This window comes from Amycolatopsis pigmentata, assembly GCF_042684065.1.
Taxonomy (GTDB): Bacteria; Actinomycetota; Actinomycetes; order Mycobacteriales; family Pseudonocardiaceae; genus Amycolatopsis_E; species Amycolatopsis_E pigmentata.
Genome location: NZ_JBHUKR010000004.1, coordinates 594,384 through 609,330, shown reverse-complemented (window position 1 = coordinate 609,330; position 14,947 = coordinate 594,384). Strand labels below are relative to the sequence as shown.

Sequence of the window (14,947 nt, the reverse complement as noted above, 5' to 3'; positions counted from 1 at the left end):
CGGCCAATATTATGGCCGTTTCCGTCAGAATCACAGCAGGCGTTGTCTATGTTCGTCAACAGCCTCCACGCTCGTCTCGACACATCGAGGAGCAGCGAGTTGCCGAGGAGATCCGCTGATGACCAAGCCGTTTCGGATCGACGCCGATCTGGTGATCCCCGGCCGCGGCACCCCCGTCCGCGACGGCACCGTCGTGATCGAGGCGGGGAGTGTGCGCTACGCCGGGTCTCGGGCCGGGGCTCCGGCGGACGTCCCCGTCCGCGCCACGGTGCCGACCCTGATGCCCGGCCTGTGGGATGCCCACGTACACCTGGCCGGGGTGGTCGCGACCAGGTTCGAGGACATGCTGATCACGTCGCCGGCGTTGGCCGGGGCACGGCTGGCCAAGGACCTCGAGGCCATGCTGCGGGCCGGCTACACCTCCGTCCGCGACGCCGCCGGACTGGGGGTCTGGATCGCGCCCGCGGTCGAGGACGGCACGATCGCCGGACCCACCATCTACAGCGCCGGGGCGGCGATCAGTCCCACCGGCGGTCACTCCGACGTGCACTCCTACCCGGAGCACTGGGTGCACCCGGCGAACTTTCGCGAGCAGGGCTTCCGTACGGCTGACGGCGTGACCGAATGCCTCAAGGCCGTTCGTTCGCAGTTGCGCAACAACGCCCGGGTCATCAAGATCTGCGCGACCGGCGGGGTCGTGAGCGTGGTCGACCATCCGCGACATCAGCAGTTTTCCTCCGATGAACTCCGGGTCATGGTCGAAGAGGCGGCCCGGGCCGATCGAGCCGTGATGGCGCACTGCCATGGCAAGCGCGGCGTCATGGCGGCGATCGAAGCGGGTGTGCGCACCATCGAGCACGGCAGTCACGTGGACGAGGAAGCCGCCGCCGCGATGCGGGAAAAGGACATCATGCTCGTCCCGACCCGGACGATCATCGAAGTCGGACTGCGGCAACTCGCGCGCTTTCCCCGGCACGTCGCGCGGAAGTTCGAGGAGATCGCCGAAGATCACGCCCGTGCGATGGCGATCGCCCACGCCGCCGGCGTGACCATCGCGGCCGGCTCCGATCTGGTCACCTCCGGCCCGGCAAGTCCTTTGCCGTTCGCGTATATGGGAGGTGAAGCCGCCCTGCTGGTCCGCGCCGGACTGTCCCCTGTGGAGGCGATCGAGGCGGCCACCGCCAACGGCGCCCTGACCTTGGGCCCGCAAGCTCCCCGATCAGGCATGCTGGCGCCAGGCTACGACGCCGACCTGATCGCGCTCGACATCGATCCACTCGAACACCTCGACCGGCTCGGCCGGGAAGAACACGTCCTGGGTGTCTGGAAAGGCGGCGAACTCCGGCATTCCACGGTGGGGCTCGGCGCGTGAAGGTGGGAATGCCACCGAGATGATCGCGGCGGTGGACCAAGAACGGGACTTACCGTATTGCCGAAGTGTGTCCACCCGGCCGGGCCGAAGCGCCGCGGGTGACCTGGTCAGTCCCTAGGCGCGTGGCGAGACCAGGAGCCGAGCGCGACCAGAGTCTTCGTTCCCGTGACCTGGCCGTTGGTGCGCAACAGGTTGACCACTCGCTGCAGGTCGTGGATGTTGGCGGCCCGGACGCGAACGAGTGCGTCGGGATCTCCGGCCAGGGTGAGAACCTCGGTCACTTCAGGGATGTTCTCGGCGGAGGAGAGGATGGTGCGGAGTTCGAGGTTACCGATGAAGCGGAGTTCCACCACGGCCTCGAGTTCACCATCCACTTTGGTCGTATCGACGCGCGCGGTAGCCGTTGATCACGCCGGTCCGTTCGAGGCGGTCGATACGCCGCTTCACCGGCGCGACGGTCAGACCGACCCGCTGCGCGATATCGCGGACAGTCCTGCGGCCGTCTTCCCGGAGCTGGCAGTACGCGTTTCGTCGGCCGGGTGCCTGGAAACCTGGCCCAGATCGGGGAGCTGGCGCGGTGGTTCCACGCCGAGACGCTCGAACTCACCGCCGAAGCGGTGGTGCTGCATCTCACCGCCACTCCCGGCCGGTGTTCCGCCTTCGTGTCGATGCTCCGTCCGCACGGAGTGGTCGAGGTTACTGACCCGATCGGTCGCTCCTGCTGCGCCTTTCCGATCTCCTCGCCGGCGACGCACCCGGCTACGTAGAGCCATCGGACAGATTGCGCGACTACGACCGGAGTGGACCTGAACGACACCGAAACGCGTTTCGAACTCATGCTCCAGTTCCGCCTCGAGCACTGAGGTGCCCGGCCAGTGCGTGTTGGCCAGGCCGCACGCTCAACCCTTGATGCAGACGATCTGCTTGAGGTGGGCGACCACCTCGACCAAGTCGGTCTGGGCGGCGATCACGGCGTCGATGTCCTTGTAGGCGGCCGGGATTTCGTCGACCACGCCGTCGTCCTTGCGGCACTCGACGCCGCTGGTCTGCGCCGCCAGGTCGGCGGCGGTGAAGGTCTTCCGGGCCTTGGTCCGGGACATCCGGCGGCCCGCACCATGCGAAGCGGAGTGGAAGGACCGCTCGTTGCCGCGGCCGCGCACGATGTAGGAGCCGGTGCCCATACTGCCCGGGACGATCCCGAGATCACCTGAGCCTGCCCGGATCGCGCCCTTGCGCGTGACCAGAACGTCGACGCCGTCGTAGGTCTCCTCGGCGACGTAGTTGTGGTGACACGAGATCGGCTCATCGAACCGCACCCCTGGCACGGTGTCGGCCAGCGCCCTCTGCACCAGCGCGACCATCGTCGCCCGGTTGCGCGCCGCGTAGTCCTGCGCCCAGAACAGGTCCCGCCGGTACGCCGCCATCTCCGGCGTCCCGGCGACGAACACGGCCAGATCGCGGTCGGGCAGGTCGGCGTTGTGCGGCAGCCGCCGCGCCACATCGATGTGCCGCTTGGCGAGTTCATTGCCGATGCCCCGCGAGCCCGAGTGCAACATCAGCCACACCCGCCCGGTATCCGGTCCGCCCAACTCCAGGCACACCTCGATAAAGTGGTTACCGCCGCCGAGGCTGCCGATCTGGGCCCGTGCCCGCTCACGCAGGTTCCGCACGCCCTCGTGCAACTCGCCGAACAACGACCAGAACCGGTCCCATCCGCCGAGGCCAGGTACGCGTGCCGGGCTCACCGGCGTCTTGTGCATGGCGAAGCCCACCGGCACCGCCGACTCGATCCGCCGCCGCAACGCGCCAAGGTCATCGGGCAAGTCCGCCGCCGTCAGCGACGTGCGCACCGCACTCATCCCGCAACCGATGTCCACCCCCACTGCGGCAGGAGAAACCGCATCGCGCATCGCGATCACGCTGCCGACGGTCGCGCCCTTGCCGTAGTGCACATCCGGCATCACCGCGAGTCCGTGGACCCACGGCAGGTTGGCCACGTTGTGCAACTGGCGCATCGCCGCGTCCTCCACCGAATCCGGGTCGGCCCACATCCGGATCGGCACCCGCGCCCCCTCCACTGCCGTGAACATCGCCCGATCCCTTCCTCCTCTTGGCAAGGGAACAGCATCACGCACGCCCGGCCACAGCGGCAACTGAAATGTCGCGCCGCACGAGCAATGCTTGTAAGTGGTTGGAAAAATGTTTTCGTGATCTTGCGCGACTACACACATGGGGAGCCCCCGGGGTTGACGTTGACTCTCCGTGCTGAACGTGAATAATCTTCCCCTGTCAGCTGGGTTCGCGGGGCCCCAGTCACACGAGTGCGGAAGGCCCTCCTTGAACAAGAAAACCAGAAGACGGGGCCGGCGCGCCTCGATCCGGGCCAGAGTCCTCGCCATCGCTTTCGTGCCCAGCATCGTCCTGCTGATTTCCGGCCTCGCCGCCTCCGGCTACTTCATTTACCAGGCCGTCGAGGCACGTTCCTTCATCACGAAGGTGCACGACGCGGCGACACCGGGCGCGCAGTTCTTCGCCGCGGTTCAGGCCGAGCGGCAGTTGACACTCACCAACCTGGCCACCCACGGCGGTGTGGCGACACAGCTGGCCCCGGCCAGGGCGGCGACCAACGCCACAGCCGCACGGATGGCCACCGTGCTGGGTGGCCTGGTGGACCAGGCGCCGGACCGGGTCAAGACGGCTGTCGCGGCGATCGCCGTCAACGTGGCCAAACTTCCTTCGGTCCGCCAGCAGGCCGACGCCGGGCAGATCGGGTTGCTGGACGCCTACGGCTTCTACAACCAGATCATCGACGAATACACCGATGGCCTCCTGGGTGTCGCCGAGCGGGCGCCCGACACCGAGTCGGGCTATCTGCGCGTCACCGCGATGCCGCTGTTCGTCAGCGCGGACGCGATGGCCCGCAGTGACGCGCTCGCCTCCGCCGGGCTGGCCGGAGGTGGTCTCACCGGCGACGAACTCCGTACCTACGTCGCGGTGGTCGGCGCGTACCACGCCGGATTCGACGGCCAGGTACGGGAAATGATTCCGTCGGTGAAGCGGCAGTACGACGCGCTCCGGGCAGGCCCCGCCTGGGCCACCGTCACGGCGGTGGAGAACTCCATCCTGAGCGGCAACCGCAGCACGCTTCCGGTGGCACAGCAGCAATGGCGCGACGCCTCAACCCAGGTCGGCGGGGCGCTGATGAACCTCTATGTGCAGCAGAGCTCCAACGCCACGCAGGTGGAGATCGACACCGGCAACCGGCAGCTGATCACGTCCATCGCCGCGGGTGTGGCCGCGCTCCTGCTTTCCGTTCTGGTGGCGGTCATCGCCCGGCGGATGGCCGGCCGGCTCGTGCGGCGGCTCGTCCGGCTTCGCGAGGAGACGCTGGAGATCGCCGACACCCAGCTGCCCGACCTGGTCAACCGGGTCCGCAAGGGCGAGGATGTCGACCTCGAGGTCGAAATGTCCGTCCTCGACCACGGCGAGGACGAGATCGGGCAGGTCGCCGACGCGTTCAACAAGGCACAGCGGACCGCCGTCGCCGCCGCCGTGGACGAGGCGAAGACCCGCGAGGGCACCCAGAAGGTATTCCTCGACATCGCGCACCGTAGCCAGATCCTGGTGCACCGGCAGCTTCGCGTGCTCGACGAGGCTGAGCGCAAGCAGGCCGACCCTGACCATCTCGACCTCCTGTTCAAGCTCGACCACCTGTCCACCAGGGCGCGCCGCAACGCGGAGAACCTGATCATTCTCGGCGGCGAGCGCCCCGGACGGCAGTGGCGCAACCCGGTCGCGCTGGCCGACCTGGTCAGCGGTGTCACCGCGGAAACGGAGGACTACACCCGGGTCAACATCGCGCCGTTGCCTGCCATCGCGGTCAGCGGGCCCGCTGTCGCGGACGTGATCCACTTGATCGCCGAGCTCATCGACAACGCCACGAACTTCTCGCCACCGAAGTCACGCGTCGACCTTTCGGCAACCCTGGCCGCCCGCGGTCTGGTCATCGAGATCGAAGACCAGGGCCTGGGCATGGAGCCCGAGCAACTCGAACAGCTCAACGAGATGTTGCAGGATCCACCGGACTTCAGCGTGATGGCGCTGTCGGCGGAGCCGCGGCTGGGCATGTTCGTGGTGGCACGGCTGGCCGCACGCCACAACATCGCCGTGACGCTGCGCGTGTCGGCGTACGGCGGCACGCGGGCGATCGTGCTGATCCGTTCGGACCTGCTCGTTCCACTGCCCACGCCGGAAGAACGGGTCGAACTCCCGCCCTCCGCCGTCCCGGTCCAGCCCATGCCGCTGGCCGAGGAACGCGTGCGGGCCGCGCCGGCGTACGAGGACTCGCCCACGAAGGTCGATCTGTTCTCGCCCACGCCCCCGCGCGGCCAGCCGGCGCTCAGCCAGTCGAAGCCCAGCGCACCGCCGCCCGTCGCGGCAACGCAGGGCCCACCAACGCAGGGCCCGCTGTCGCCGGGCCGGCCGCGCCTGCCCCGGCGGGAGCGCCAGCGGAGCCTGGTTCCGCAGTTACGCCAGGCCCCCGCACCGGCCGGGGAAAACGGGTTCCCGACCGATGACCCCGACCGAGCCCGCAGCCGGTTCGGCGCTTTCCAGCAGGGCAGCCGCCAGGCCCGCGACACCGACCCCGCCACCGAGATGTTTCGGGAGTGACCATGAACAATTCGGGAGCCACCGAGCTGGACTGGCTGCTCGACGACCTGCTGCAGCAGGTGTCCGGTGCGGAACGGGCGGTTGTGCTGTCCGGCGACGGGCTGCTCATCGCCCAGTCCGCCAATGTGTCCGAAGAGGACGGTGAGCACCTGTCGGCGATCGGGTCGGCGTTCCAGAGCCTGGCCAACGGTGCCTCGCGGCACATCGGCGGCGGCCACGTGCGGCAGACCGTGGTGGAGATGGACCGCGCGCTGCTGTTCGTCACCGCCGCGGGACAGGGTGCGTGTCTCGCCCTGGTCACCCGTGAAGACGTGGACATGGGTCTGGTCGCCTACGCGATGAACATGATGGTCAAGCGGGTCGGCGTGGCGATGAGCGCGGCGCCAAGGTTTGAGCAGCACAGTGCGCCATGACCGGGCGGGACGAGGCGTGGTTCGATGACGCCGCCGGTCCGATCGGCAGACCCTACACCGTCACCGGCGGCCGGACGCGCACCGACAACATCGGGCTCGACCTGCTCACGCTCGTGGTCGCGGTGACCACGCCCGGTCAGGCGGCGCACCTGCAGCCCGACTACGCCAAGATCGTGCGGTTGTGCCAGCAGCCGCTTTCGGTGGCCGAGGTGGCCGCGTACGTGCGGTTGCCGATGCCCGTGGTCAAGGTGCTGATCAGCGATCTGATCGAGGGTGGCTACGTGATCCTGCGCGGTGACAGCCCGGTGGCCGCGATGGCCGACGAACGGATCCTCCAGGCGGTGCTCGATGGTATCCGCAAACTCTGACAGAACGGTTCAGCCGAACGTGCATCCCGCCACCCGGCAGCGACGCGATCCCAACGTGTCCACCCTCAAGCTCCTCGTCGCGGGCGGTTTCGGCGTCGGGAAGACCACGATGGTCGGCTCGGTGTCCGAGGTGAAACCGCTGCGCACCGAAGAGGCGCTCACCGCGGTGTCCACCCAGGTGGACGATCTTTCCGGGGTGGCGCGGAAGACGACCACCACAGTCGCCCTCGACTTCGGGCGCGTGACCATCAACCCGGAGCTGATCCTCTACCTGTTCGGCACGCCGGGGCAGGACCGGTTCTGGTTCATGTGGGACGAACTCGCGGTGGGCGCGCTCGGCGCGGTCGTGCTCGCCGACACCCGGCGGCTCGAAAACTGTTTCGCCGCGGTGGATTTCTTCGAAAGCCGGTCATTGCCGTTCGTGGTGGCCGTGAACTGTTTCGACGGTGCCGAACGGTATGCCACCGAAGAAGTACGCGCCGCGCTGGGCATCGACCCGGGCGTCCCGGTCGTGCTTTGCGACGCGCGAGAACGCGAATCGACCAAGCAGGTGCTCACCACGCTGATCCAGCATGTAATGGCGACGAACCGGCGTGCGCGTCTGGGTGGGCTGTGAGCGCGTAATAAAATTACGCGCTCAGTCACGGCCTCAGTGGTCATGCGTTCAGTGGTCAGGCCCGGTGCTGGGATCGTTTTTGTCGGCTTGGCCGGCTTTGGCGGCCGAGTCGTTCGAGTCCAGTGACTCGGTCCCCTCCGCCCATGTGCGTGCGAGGTCGGCGAGGTCCGCCAGCCCCCCTCGGTCGAACGCCGTCGCGGCCTTCTCGAAGGCGGACCGATGCTCCTCCTGTGGCCGGCCCGCGGCCTGCAGGGACACTGCCAAGTGCACCAGGCCTTCCCCCACGTGGTGATGAGCGGTGGCCGTGTTCTCGGCGCGGGAAAGGGCGTGCTTGATCGTGTCGAGTGCCTCTGCATGGCGTTGCAGTCCGTACAGGGCGTTAAAGCGGTTGAAGAGGGCTTTTACCTCAAGCGTGGTGTTGCGGCAGGTCCGTGCGGCCGCCAGGGCCTGATCAGCTGCCGAGAGTCCCTTGCTGAAGTCCCGGCCTTCGTTCCAGATCGCGGCGAGGCAGAGCCAGGCGGAAGCCAGGTAGTAGAGGGGGCCGGTCCGTTCGAGAATGGCTCGTGCCTCGCGGTAGCGTGCGGTGGCCTCCTTGCGCTGTCCTGTGTAGCGGAGGGCGTAGCCGAGATTCAGCAGAGCGAGTGCCTTCTCACGGTCGTGGCCCTGCTTGCGGAAGATTTCCAGTGCTTGTTCATGCAACGCGATGGCCGCGTCGAAGTGATTGGTTATGGCCAGCATGTTGCCTCGGGTGTCGAGCAGTTGCGCCCGTTCGAACGGCGTGGGGGCCACCTTTTCCGCGATGCCCAGCACCCACGCGGCATCCGCGTGCAGATTGCGGAGTTGCAGGTATTCGGTCAGTCCGAGGGCTATCCGCACCGCTTCGCCGGGGCTGCCGTTGAGGGCTGCGGATGCGGCGGCGCCCAGCAGGTTGGTGCGCTCGGTATCCAGCCACGCAAGCGCCTCCCTGTGGTCAGGAAAAGCCTCACGGGTCGTGGAGTCGTCGATGAATCCGTGCAGCCACACATCTGCGGCTTCCAGCCACGCACGATAGTGCCGCACCAGGCGTTGCTGCGCGGCAAGGCCGTACATGTCGTTTCCCTCGTGCTGGCGGTAGGCCCAGAGGCACTCGTGCGCGTATACGCGAACCAAATCGTGCATCCGCCAACGACCCGGTACGCGGGCACCGTCCAGGAGATGGGCACGCGCCAGTTCGGAGAGACGGCGGCGCAGAACCGGGCGGCGCAGCCCGGTGAGGACCTCGGCAGCCTCGGTGGAAAGATCCGGCCCGGGATTGAGGGCGAGCAGACGGAAGACCTCCGCGAGCTGGGAGGAAAGCTGGCGATAGGACAGCTCGATAGCGGCACGTACGGCTCGTTCGCCGTCGTCCAGGCCCTCCAGTGGCCCGAGCTCCGCTATTTCTTCCGCCAGTTCCGCGATGGACAGATCCGGATCCGCGATCAGGAGGCCCGCGGTGATGCGTAACGCCAGCGGAAGTCCCCCGCACAGCCGCAACAGAGCGTTCCCGGGCCCGTCAGGCGAGCTCCCGGCAAGGTCTGCCCGGGCGTCACCGGGATTGGCGATGCGCAGCGCGGTGGCGAGCAGTTCGTTGGCGGCGTCGTCGGTCAGAGCGGGCAACTCCACCAGGCGGGCCTCCAGGGTGTGCAGAGTGTGCCGGGAGGTCACCAGCAGCCGGTGCGGTCCGCCCGGCACCAGCGTTCCCACAGCCGCGGCGTCGGCGGCGTTGTCCGCGACGATCAGCACGGGCTGTTTCGCACGGGTGAGCTCTGCGAGTCGGGCCCGGTAGGCGGCTGCGCGTTCCGCTGCGGTCGAACCGGCAACGGAAACGTCGACGTCGAGACCACGGAGGAGAACGGCCAGGAGGTCGCCCGGGTCGGCGGGAGTGCCGTGGTAGCCGAGCAGGTCAACGAACAGTGCGGTGCTGAACCATCCGCGTTCCTGGGCCTGGTGGGCGGCGACCAGGGCGAGGGCGGTCTTGCCGACACCAGGAAGGCCGGCCACGGACACAGCGCTCGGGCCACTGGAGCCGGGCCCGAGCGCGTCCAGAACGGCGTCGAGTTCTTCGGAGCGGCCGGCGAAGCCGAGTGGCACGGGTGGCAGCGTTGTGCGCAAGTGGGGGGCCGCATGGTCCCGCAGCCGAGCGTCGGCGTGATCACGCAGTACTTGGAGGTCGTCCAGACCAGGCCCGCTGATCCCGAGCGCCTTCGCCAGCTTGTCGACGGTGTCCGGAAGCGGTGTCCCCTTCGCGGGATTCAGCGCATCGCTCACGGTGGCTTTGCCCAAGCCGGCCTTGTGAGCCAGCGCGCTCTGAGAGAGGCCCTTTGCGCGCCTTGCCTCGTCCAAGCGCCGGACAAGTTCCTGCCGGGGACCGTCATCGCCCATCGAGTCTCCCCAGAACGTTCTCGTTCGACCTCGTACGCCCGAACCCACCGAACGCGATCCGGGTCTATTCCTAGTACTCGACCGCTCAGCCAGTCCACCTGATCGAGATAAAGGAAGTGCACGTCATGACAATCCATCTAGCCCTCATCGGCGCGCCCGTCGTGCTCGGAGTCCTGGTACGCCTGGCGCGCCGTCCGCAGCCAACGCTGACTCGTCTGGCCCGCGAGATCCGGGATCTGGCCACCTTGCGCATGGTGCTTCGCGACTCCGAGCCTGAGCAGCGCGGCGAACTGCTGGCCGCACATCGGGATTGGCGCATCGGGGCCCGTGGCTGAGTAGTCGGCCGGGAGCAACGGTCAACCGAATTCGTCGCGCCATGCTCGGACGCACAGAGCTTTTCTGGCGACACTGATCGGCGGTTGGCTATGGCCGGCGGTGGACGCCGTGGGGGAGTGTGCCACTCGTCAGTCGCCGGCGGCCGACGCCTCGTTGGCGCTGAGAGCCCGAAGGATGTCGACGAGCGTCGACAGCTGCTGGGAGGTGAGTGGTTTGAACAACTCTTCCGCCGCCAGTTCGTAGCTGGTCGTCCAGTCCTGAGCCAGCGCGGCCCCTTGCGTTGTCACGCGAAGGAGTACGGACCGACGGTCGTCCGCGCTGGTCTGTCGTTCGAGCAGTCCGTCGCGGACGAGCGCGTCGACCAGGGTGGACGCGGTCCCCTGGGCGATACCGACGGCGAGCGCGAGTTCGGTGAGACGAACGGGCTGCGAACGGGCGACCTCCGCCACCAGGCGGGACCTCGGTGTCGATACCCCGTGCTCGCCGAGACGCTCGTTGAAGTGCCGCACGAGAATCTTCGCCGTACGACTGAACTCGTCGGCGACCTGTGCCGCGGTCACGCTCTTCCTCGCGTGTGGCATCGCCCACCTCCTGATCGCCCGCCTCCTACTTGACGCGCCCATCGTACGGCAGGTTACATAGACGTAGATACATTGATGCCGAACTATTCGATGGCAATGCACTCAGGAGGAGTGGAAGCATGAAGATCTTTGTCACCGGCGGCAGCGGTTTCGTCGGCAGTGCTCTCGTCCATCGCCTCGTCGCCGAAGGGCATGAGGTCATGGCACTTGCCCGATCGGGCTCGAGCATTCAGCGGGTCCGTGCGGCTGGAGCGGCTCCCGTTCCCGGCGATCTCGCCGAGCTCCGCCGGGATGACTCCCCAGCGCCGAGTTGGCTCGCCGAGCTGCGAGAAGTCGACGCGGTCGTGCACGTCGCGGCGCACATGGAGTTCTGGGGGCCCGACTCGCTCTTCGAACGGGCCAATCACGTGCCGACGGTCGCCCTGCACGCCGCGAGCGTGGCGGCCGGAGTGCGACGCTTCGTGCTCGTCAGTGCCGCATCCGTCTCCACGGGCAGCCAACGTCGTCCTGTCGTCGACGAGTCGACGCCGGAAGGCCGGCCGAATATCGCCTACAGCCGTGTCAAACTGGCCACCGAGCGCGCACTCTTGGAAGCCCACCGCGGGAACACCGAGTTGGTGGTGCTCCGCCCGCCGTTCATCTGGGGTCGCGGAATGACGACGATCAACGAAATGGCCGAGGTCGCCGAGGCCGGACGGTTCGCCTGGATCGACCACGGCCGGCACATCGTCGACTTCGTGCACGTCCAAAACCTGGTCGGCGCCATGCTCCTCGCACTGACGGGGGGCCGCCACGGGGGGATCTACTACGTGACGGACGGCACGCCGATGCCCATCCGGGACTTCCTCACCCCCTTGCTGGCGACCCGCGGCGTGGACCTGTCCAAGAGCCGCAGCGTCCCTCTGGCGATTGCGGCGCCCATGGCGGCGATGATGGACCGCACGGCGCGCCTGTTTCGCCGGAAGTCGGCGCCCCCGCTGACGAACTGGCTCGTGAGCTTCACCGGCCGTGACCGCTCCTACGACATCACTGCCGCGAGGACCGAACTGGGCTACTCGCCTGACGTGACGCTGGAAAAGGGCTTGGCGGAGATGAGCTCATAAGTCAGAGGACGGCATGACCATGGCGAAGGCCTACGCGGACCGTGGTACTTCGCGGGCGCGCCGCTCATCCGCGCGCACCCGTCCGGGCTCCGCCGACGGCCAGGGCGGCGACGAGCAGGAGCGCGGCGAGGCCGAGGAATCCGGCGCCGAGGGTGGCCGCGGCGGCGATCGCGCCGACCAGCAGCGGGCCGCCCGCGTCGCCGAGTTCGCGGCCGAGTTCGGCCGCGCCCATGGTCTGCCCGAGCCGCTCGGGCGGGGTGACCGAGGCGAGGTGGGCGAACCCCAGCGGTGTGGCCAGGCCAACCCCGGCCCCGACGGCCACCGCGGCCACCAGAACGCCCGCGACACCGGGAACCACGGCGGCCAGCGCCATCCCGGCGGCCGCCAGCACGAGACCGGTGGCCATGCCGGTGCCGTCGCGCAGTCTCCCGGCGTCGCGGGCGCGGCCGGACCACGGCTGCACCAGCGCGGAGCACAGCGCCAGCAGCGACACCGCCGCGCCGGTGACCAACGGCGTCAGCCCGGTCGCGGCACCGGCCACGGGCAGGAACCCGACACCGACCGCCAGCGCGCCGGTCGTCGCGGCGAGAGTGGCGGTCGGGCGCAGGAAGCTCGGGTGGGCAAGGCGGCGGGCCAGATCGAGGACGGTCTGGCGGGTGCGCGGCAACGGCGGCGCCGCGGGTACCACCAGCGTGGCCCAGCCGGTGACCACCAGTGCGAGGGCCCCAAGTGTGGCGAACAGCAGGGTGAAGCCGCCGAGGCTGATCAGGACGCCGCCCAGCAGCGGGCCGAGGGTGTAGCCGATGCTCTTCCACACGCCGTAGCCGCCGAAAGCGCGGCCCTGCCGCCCAGCCGGGGACAGCCGCGCGACGAGCGCCCCGGCGGCGGGGGAGAACGCCGCCGCGGCCGCACCTTGGCCCAGCCGGGCCAACCCGACCGCGGCCGGGTTCCCGGCGATGACGAATGCGGCGGACGCGAGCGTGAAGGCAAGAAGGCCTCCCAGCAGCACCGGGCGGGGCCCGATGCGGTCGGCCAGCGACCCGAACACGGGTTTGAGAATCACTTCGGCGCCGTCGTAGACGGCCAGCAGCAGCCCCAGGGTGAGCAGGGAGGCGTGGTCGCCGTGGGTGTAGGCGCCGAGGCTGGCGGCGATGCTGTGCGCGCCGAACGCGGTCACGAACCCGGCCGCGTACAACGGCCGCACCTGTGCGGCCGACCCGGTGGCGGTGTGCCCGGGAGACTCGGTGCTCATCGGTCGGCGTCCTCTCCCGTTCGCCGCCGCCGCGCCAGGTGCCGGGTGATCAGCGCGGCCACCACCACGCCGACGGCGAGCAGGACATAGGGCTGGTAACGGTGGATCTGGTCGTAGATGGCGGTGATGTGGCTACCGGCGAGATCACCCAGGCTCGCCCAGACGGCCACCCACAGCACGGCGCCGATCGTGTTGAACACCAGGAACTTCCGCCACGGCATCCCGGTGATACCGGCGACGATCCCGTTGAGCTGGCGCAGCCCTTCGACGAACCGGGCGAGCACGACGATTTTCCCGCCATGACGGGTGAACCACCGCTCCGCGGTGTTCAGACGGCTTTCGGTCAGGAAGACGTAACGGCCGTACCGCAGTACCAGCGGGCGGCCGCCGAAATGCCCGATCGCGTAACCGATGTTGTCTCCTGCCACCGCCGCGACGATCGCGATCACGACGACGGCCGCGACGTTCAACCGGCCAGCCCCGGCATAGACCGCACCCGCGATCAGCACCGTCTCACCCGGCGCCGGCACACCGAAATCCTCCAGCAGGATCAGCCCGGCGATGGCCAGATACCCGTAGTGGTCCAGCACCGGCTCCAGATTCCCCAGCAGCCCTGGCAAGACTGGTGCACCCGTGGCCATGTCAACCCGCCGCCGAATCCGCCCGAGCCGAAGTACTGGTGAAAACCGGCCGCAGCGCGGTGCGTTCAGCCAACTCGACCAGCCACACCAGTAACCGGCGCACCACCACGAATCCGAGCAGGCTGACCACCGCTCCCGCCACGAGTCCGGCGGCCACGTCCCACGGATAGTGCGCGGCGATGTAGACGCGGGAGAACGCCATCACGATCGCCAGAACCGCCGTGACCCACCCGAGCCGCTTGCTGACCAGGAACAGTCCGGCCGCGACCGCGCCGGCCATCACCGCGTGATCGCTCGGGAAGGCCGGATCTTTGCTGTGATGCGCCAGCACCAGGATGTTCTGCAACGTCGCATACGGGCGGGGTTCGCCTACCATCGCCGAGAGTGGCTGATTCAGGCCCAGCGCGAGCAACATGCCCAGCGGTGTCCACACCGCCGCCGCCATCCGGACCGGATTCGCCTGCCGTCGCGCCGACCACCAGCCCGCCAGCATCAGGGCGGCGAACACCACGATCCCGTCATTGGCGTAGGCCAGCACGATTCCGTGCAGCCACGGCGTGGCCCGCGCGAAATCGTTGATGTCCACGAAGAGTTGCGTATCGGTGTTCACGATCGTTCCCGTCACATCTGGTGCAGGGCTTGGAAAACCTGCTCGGTGTAGTCGGCCAGCCGGTCCGCGCAATGCTTGAGCCGCCGCTCCGCCTCAGGGGCCGACGGGGCGCCGAAGACATCGCGGGCCTTGAGTTCCCGGTGCCAGCGGCGCAGCCGCTCGAGACTTTGCTCTTCTTCCTCCAGCTCGGCCATGGTGAACTTGCGGATGCGGATTTCCTTGTCGATCTCGGCGTCGAACTTGCCGCAATCAGCGAGGAACTCCGCCCATTCCTCTTCCCGCTCGGTGGTGAACAAGGCTTCCATCCGCGCGCCGTCAGTCTCCGCGCGACCGGCGGCGTCCAGCACGACCACTTCGCCCTCGCCCCGCCGCGCCAGTTCGATCACCCGCGTCACACCGTCGGCGAAACCGGGCACGTCCGGCACCGCCCACGTGCCCTGCCCCAACGACAGCGCCCCGATCCTCCGCAGTTCGCGCCACACCGCCACCCGGTGGCGCGACGGATCAGCCGGTATCCGCACCACCAGAACCAGCCACCTGCTCGACCCGTCTTTTGTCACGACAGAGAATGTAACACGAGTTAC

General features: G+C 68.4%; 17 protein-coding genes. 8 read left to right on the top strand and 9 right to left on the bottom strand.

What is annotated here, in order from left to right; translation table 11 throughout:
- Window positions 1–118: 118 nt before the first annotated feature.
- Entirely contained in the window at window positions 119–1,372 is a 1,254-nt protein-coding gene (locus ACFSXZ_RS04645) for a metal-dependent hydrolase family protein (RefSeq protein WP_378261555.1), read from the top strand.
- A 107-nt stretch (window positions 1,373–1,479) separates the two neighbouring features.
- Here the strand turns inward: ACFSXZ_RS04645 and ACFSXZ_RS04640 are convergent, their stop codons facing one another.
- Complete coding sequence (locus ACFSXZ_RS04640) at window positions 1,480–1,746, bottom strand: Lrp/AsnC ligand binding domain-containing protein (protein ID WP_378261553.1); 267 nt, start codon at window positions 1,744–1,746, stop codon at window positions 1,480–1,482.
- On the bottom strand, window positions 1,736–1,852 hold the full coding sequence (locus tag ACFSXZ_RS04635) for a winged helix-turn-helix transcriptional regulator (RefSeq protein WP_378262761.1): 117 nt from the start codon (window positions 1,850–1,852) through the stop codon (window positions 1,736–1,738). Before ACFSXZ_RS04635 ends, ACFSXZ_RS04640 begins: the two co-directional genes overlap by 11 nt.
- A 59-nt stretch (window positions 1,853–1,911) precedes the next feature.
- Here ACFSXZ_RS04635 and ACFSXZ_RS04630 point away from each other — a divergent pair, with 59 nt between their 5' ends.
- Entirely contained in the window at window positions 1,912–2,139 is a 228-nt protein-coding gene (locus ACFSXZ_RS04630; RefSeq protein WP_378261551.1) for a hypothetical protein, read from the top strand.
- A gap of 132 nt (window positions 2,140–2,271) precedes the next feature.
- Here ACFSXZ_RS04630 and ACFSXZ_RS04625 read toward each other — a convergent pair whose 3' ends face one another.
- Entirely contained in the window at window positions 2,272–3,462 is a 1,191-nt protein-coding gene (locus tag ACFSXZ_RS04625; RefSeq protein ID WP_378261549.1) for an RtcB family protein, read from the bottom strand.
- A gap of 307 nt (window positions 3,463–3,769) precedes the next feature.
- On the opposite strand from ACFSXZ_RS04625, the gene ACFSXZ_RS04620 reads away from it, so the two are divergent.
- From ACFSXZ_RS04620 to ACFSXZ_RS04605, 4 genes are read left to right on the top strand one after another with little or no spacing between them, the layout of a single operon-like run.
- Window positions 3,770–6,043: a sensor histidine kinase gene (locus ACFSXZ_RS04620; RefSeq protein ID WP_378262759.1), complete on the top strand. Its 2,274-nt coding sequence runs from the start codon at window positions 3,770–3,772 to the stop codon at window positions 6,041–6,043.
- A 2-nt stretch (window positions 6,044–6,045) separates the two neighbouring features.
- Window positions 6,046–6,456 carry a roadblock/LC7 domain-containing protein gene (locus ACFSXZ_RS04615; RefSeq protein ID WP_378261548.1) on the top strand — a complete coding sequence of 137 codons (411 nt, stop codon included), beginning with the start codon at window positions 6,046–6,048 and terminating at the stop codon, window positions 6,454–6,456.
- The gene (locus tag ACFSXZ_RS04610) at window positions 6,453–6,824 is read left to right on the top strand and encodes a DUF742 domain-containing protein (RefSeq protein WP_378261546.1); all 372 of its coding nucleotides are present in this window, start codon (window positions 6,453–6,455) and stop codon (window positions 6,822–6,824) included. Before ACFSXZ_RS04615 ends, ACFSXZ_RS04610 begins: the two co-directional genes overlap by 4 nt.
- Window positions 6,805–7,440 (top strand): GTP-binding protein, encoded by a 636-nt coding sequence (locus tag ACFSXZ_RS04605; protein WP_378261544.1) that lies wholly within the window; start codon window positions 6,805–6,807, stop codon window positions 7,438–7,440. The genes ACFSXZ_RS04610 and ACFSXZ_RS04605 overlap by 20 nt, the downstream gene beginning before the upstream one ends.
- Before the next feature lie 48 nt (window positions 7,441–7,488).
- Here the strand turns inward: ACFSXZ_RS04605 and ACFSXZ_RS04600 are convergent, their stop codons facing one another.
- The gene (locus ACFSXZ_RS04600; RefSeq protein ID WP_378261542.1) at window positions 7,489–9,840 is read right to left on the bottom strand and encodes an AAA family ATPase; all 2,352 of its coding nucleotides are present in this window, start codon (window positions 9,838–9,840) and stop codon (window positions 7,489–7,491) included.
- 125 nt (window positions 9,841–9,965) lie between these two features.
- On the opposite strand from ACFSXZ_RS04600, the gene ACFSXZ_RS04595 reads away from it, so the two are divergent.
- A complete protein-coding gene (locus ACFSXZ_RS04595; RefSeq protein WP_378261540.1) occupies window positions 9,966–10,175 on the top strand; it encodes a hypothetical protein in 210 nt (69 codons plus the stop codon).
- Between the two features lie 129 nt (window positions 10,176–10,304).
- Here ACFSXZ_RS04595 and ACFSXZ_RS04590 read toward each other — a convergent pair whose 3' ends face one another.
- A complete protein-coding gene (locus tag ACFSXZ_RS04590) occupies window positions 10,305–10,757 on the bottom strand; it encodes a MarR family winged helix-turn-helix transcriptional regulator (RefSeq protein WP_378261538.1) in 453 nt (150 codons plus the stop codon).
- A 119-nt stretch (window positions 10,758–10,876) separates the two neighbouring features.
- Between ACFSXZ_RS04590 and ACFSXZ_RS04585 the strand changes: the two genes are divergently transcribed.
- Window positions 10,877–11,860 (top strand): NAD-dependent epimerase/dehydratase family protein, encoded by a 984-nt coding sequence (locus ACFSXZ_RS04585; protein ID WP_378261536.1) that lies wholly within the window; start codon window positions 10,877–10,879, stop codon window positions 11,858–11,860.
- Window positions 11,861–11,924: 64 nt separating this feature from the next.
- On the opposite strand, the gene ACFSXZ_RS04580 is transcribed toward ACFSXZ_RS04585, so the two are convergent.
- From ACFSXZ_RS04580 to ACFSXZ_RS04565, 4 genes are read right to left on the bottom strand one after another with little or no spacing between them, the layout of a single operon-like run.
- Window positions 11,925–13,112: an MFS transporter gene (locus ACFSXZ_RS04580; protein WP_378261534.1), complete on the bottom strand. Its 1,188-nt coding sequence runs from the start codon at window positions 13,110–13,112 to the stop codon at window positions 11,925–11,927.
- Window positions 13,109–13,732, bottom strand: a complete 624-nt coding sequence (locus ACFSXZ_RS04575) for a DedA family protein (protein ID WP_378261532.1) — start codon at window positions 13,730–13,732, stop codon at window positions 13,109–13,111. The genes ACFSXZ_RS04580 and ACFSXZ_RS04575 overlap by 4 nt, the downstream gene beginning before the upstream one ends.
- A gap of 22 nt (window positions 13,733–13,754) precedes the next feature.
- A complete protein-coding gene (locus ACFSXZ_RS04570) occupies window positions 13,755–14,363 on the bottom strand; it encodes a phosphatase PAP2 family protein (protein ID WP_378261530.1) in 609 nt (202 codons plus the stop codon).
- A gap of 11 nt (window positions 14,364–14,374) precedes the next feature.
- On the bottom strand, window positions 14,375–14,923 hold the full coding sequence (locus ACFSXZ_RS04565) for a Chromate resistance protein ChrB (RefSeq protein ID WP_378261528.1): 549 nt from the start codon (window positions 14,921–14,923) through the stop codon (window positions 14,375–14,377).
- Window positions 14,924–14,947: the final 24 nt, after the last annotated feature.

Bases quoted from the DNA above. Each gene is read 5' to 3' on its own strand.
- ACFSXZ_RS04645 (WP_378261555.1), top strand. From the start codon at position 119: ATGACCAAGCCGTTTCGGATCGACGCCGATCTGGTGATCCCCGGCCGC.
- ACFSXZ_RS04625 (WP_378261549.1), bottom strand. From the start codon at position 3,462: ATGTTCACGGCAGTGGAGGGGGCGCGGGTGCCGATCCGGATGTGGGCC.
- ACFSXZ_RS04615 (WP_378261548.1), top strand. From the start codon at position 6,046: ATGAACAATTCGGGAGCCACCGAGCTGGACTGGCTGCTCGACGACCTG.
- ACFSXZ_RS04610 (WP_378261546.1), top strand. From the start codon at position 6,453: ATGACCGGGCGGGACGAGGCGTGGTTCGATGACGCCGCCGGTCCGATC.
- ACFSXZ_RS04605 (WP_378261544.1), top strand. From the start codon at position 6,805: ATGGTATCCGCAAACTCTGACAGAACGGTTCAGCCGAACGTGCATCCC.
- ACFSXZ_RS04600 (WP_378261542.1), bottom strand. From the start codon at position 9,840: ATGGGCGATGACGGTCCCCGGCAGGAACTTGTCCGGCGCTTGGACGAG.
- ACFSXZ_RS04595 (WP_378261540.1), top strand. From the start codon at position 9,966: ATGACAATCCATCTAGCCCTCATCGGCGCGCCCGTCGTGCTCGGAGTC.
- ACFSXZ_RS04590 (WP_378261538.1), bottom strand. From the start codon at position 10,757: ATGCCACACGCGAGGAAGAGCGTGACCGCGGCACAGGTCGCCGACGAG.
- ACFSXZ_RS04585 (WP_378261536.1), top strand. From the start codon at position 10,877: ATGAAGATCTTTGTCACCGGCGGCAGCGGTTTCGTCGGCAGTGCTCTC.
- ACFSXZ_RS04580 (WP_378261534.1), bottom strand. From the start codon at position 13,112: ATGAGCACCGAGTCTCCCGGGCACACCGCCACCGGGTCGGCCGCACAG.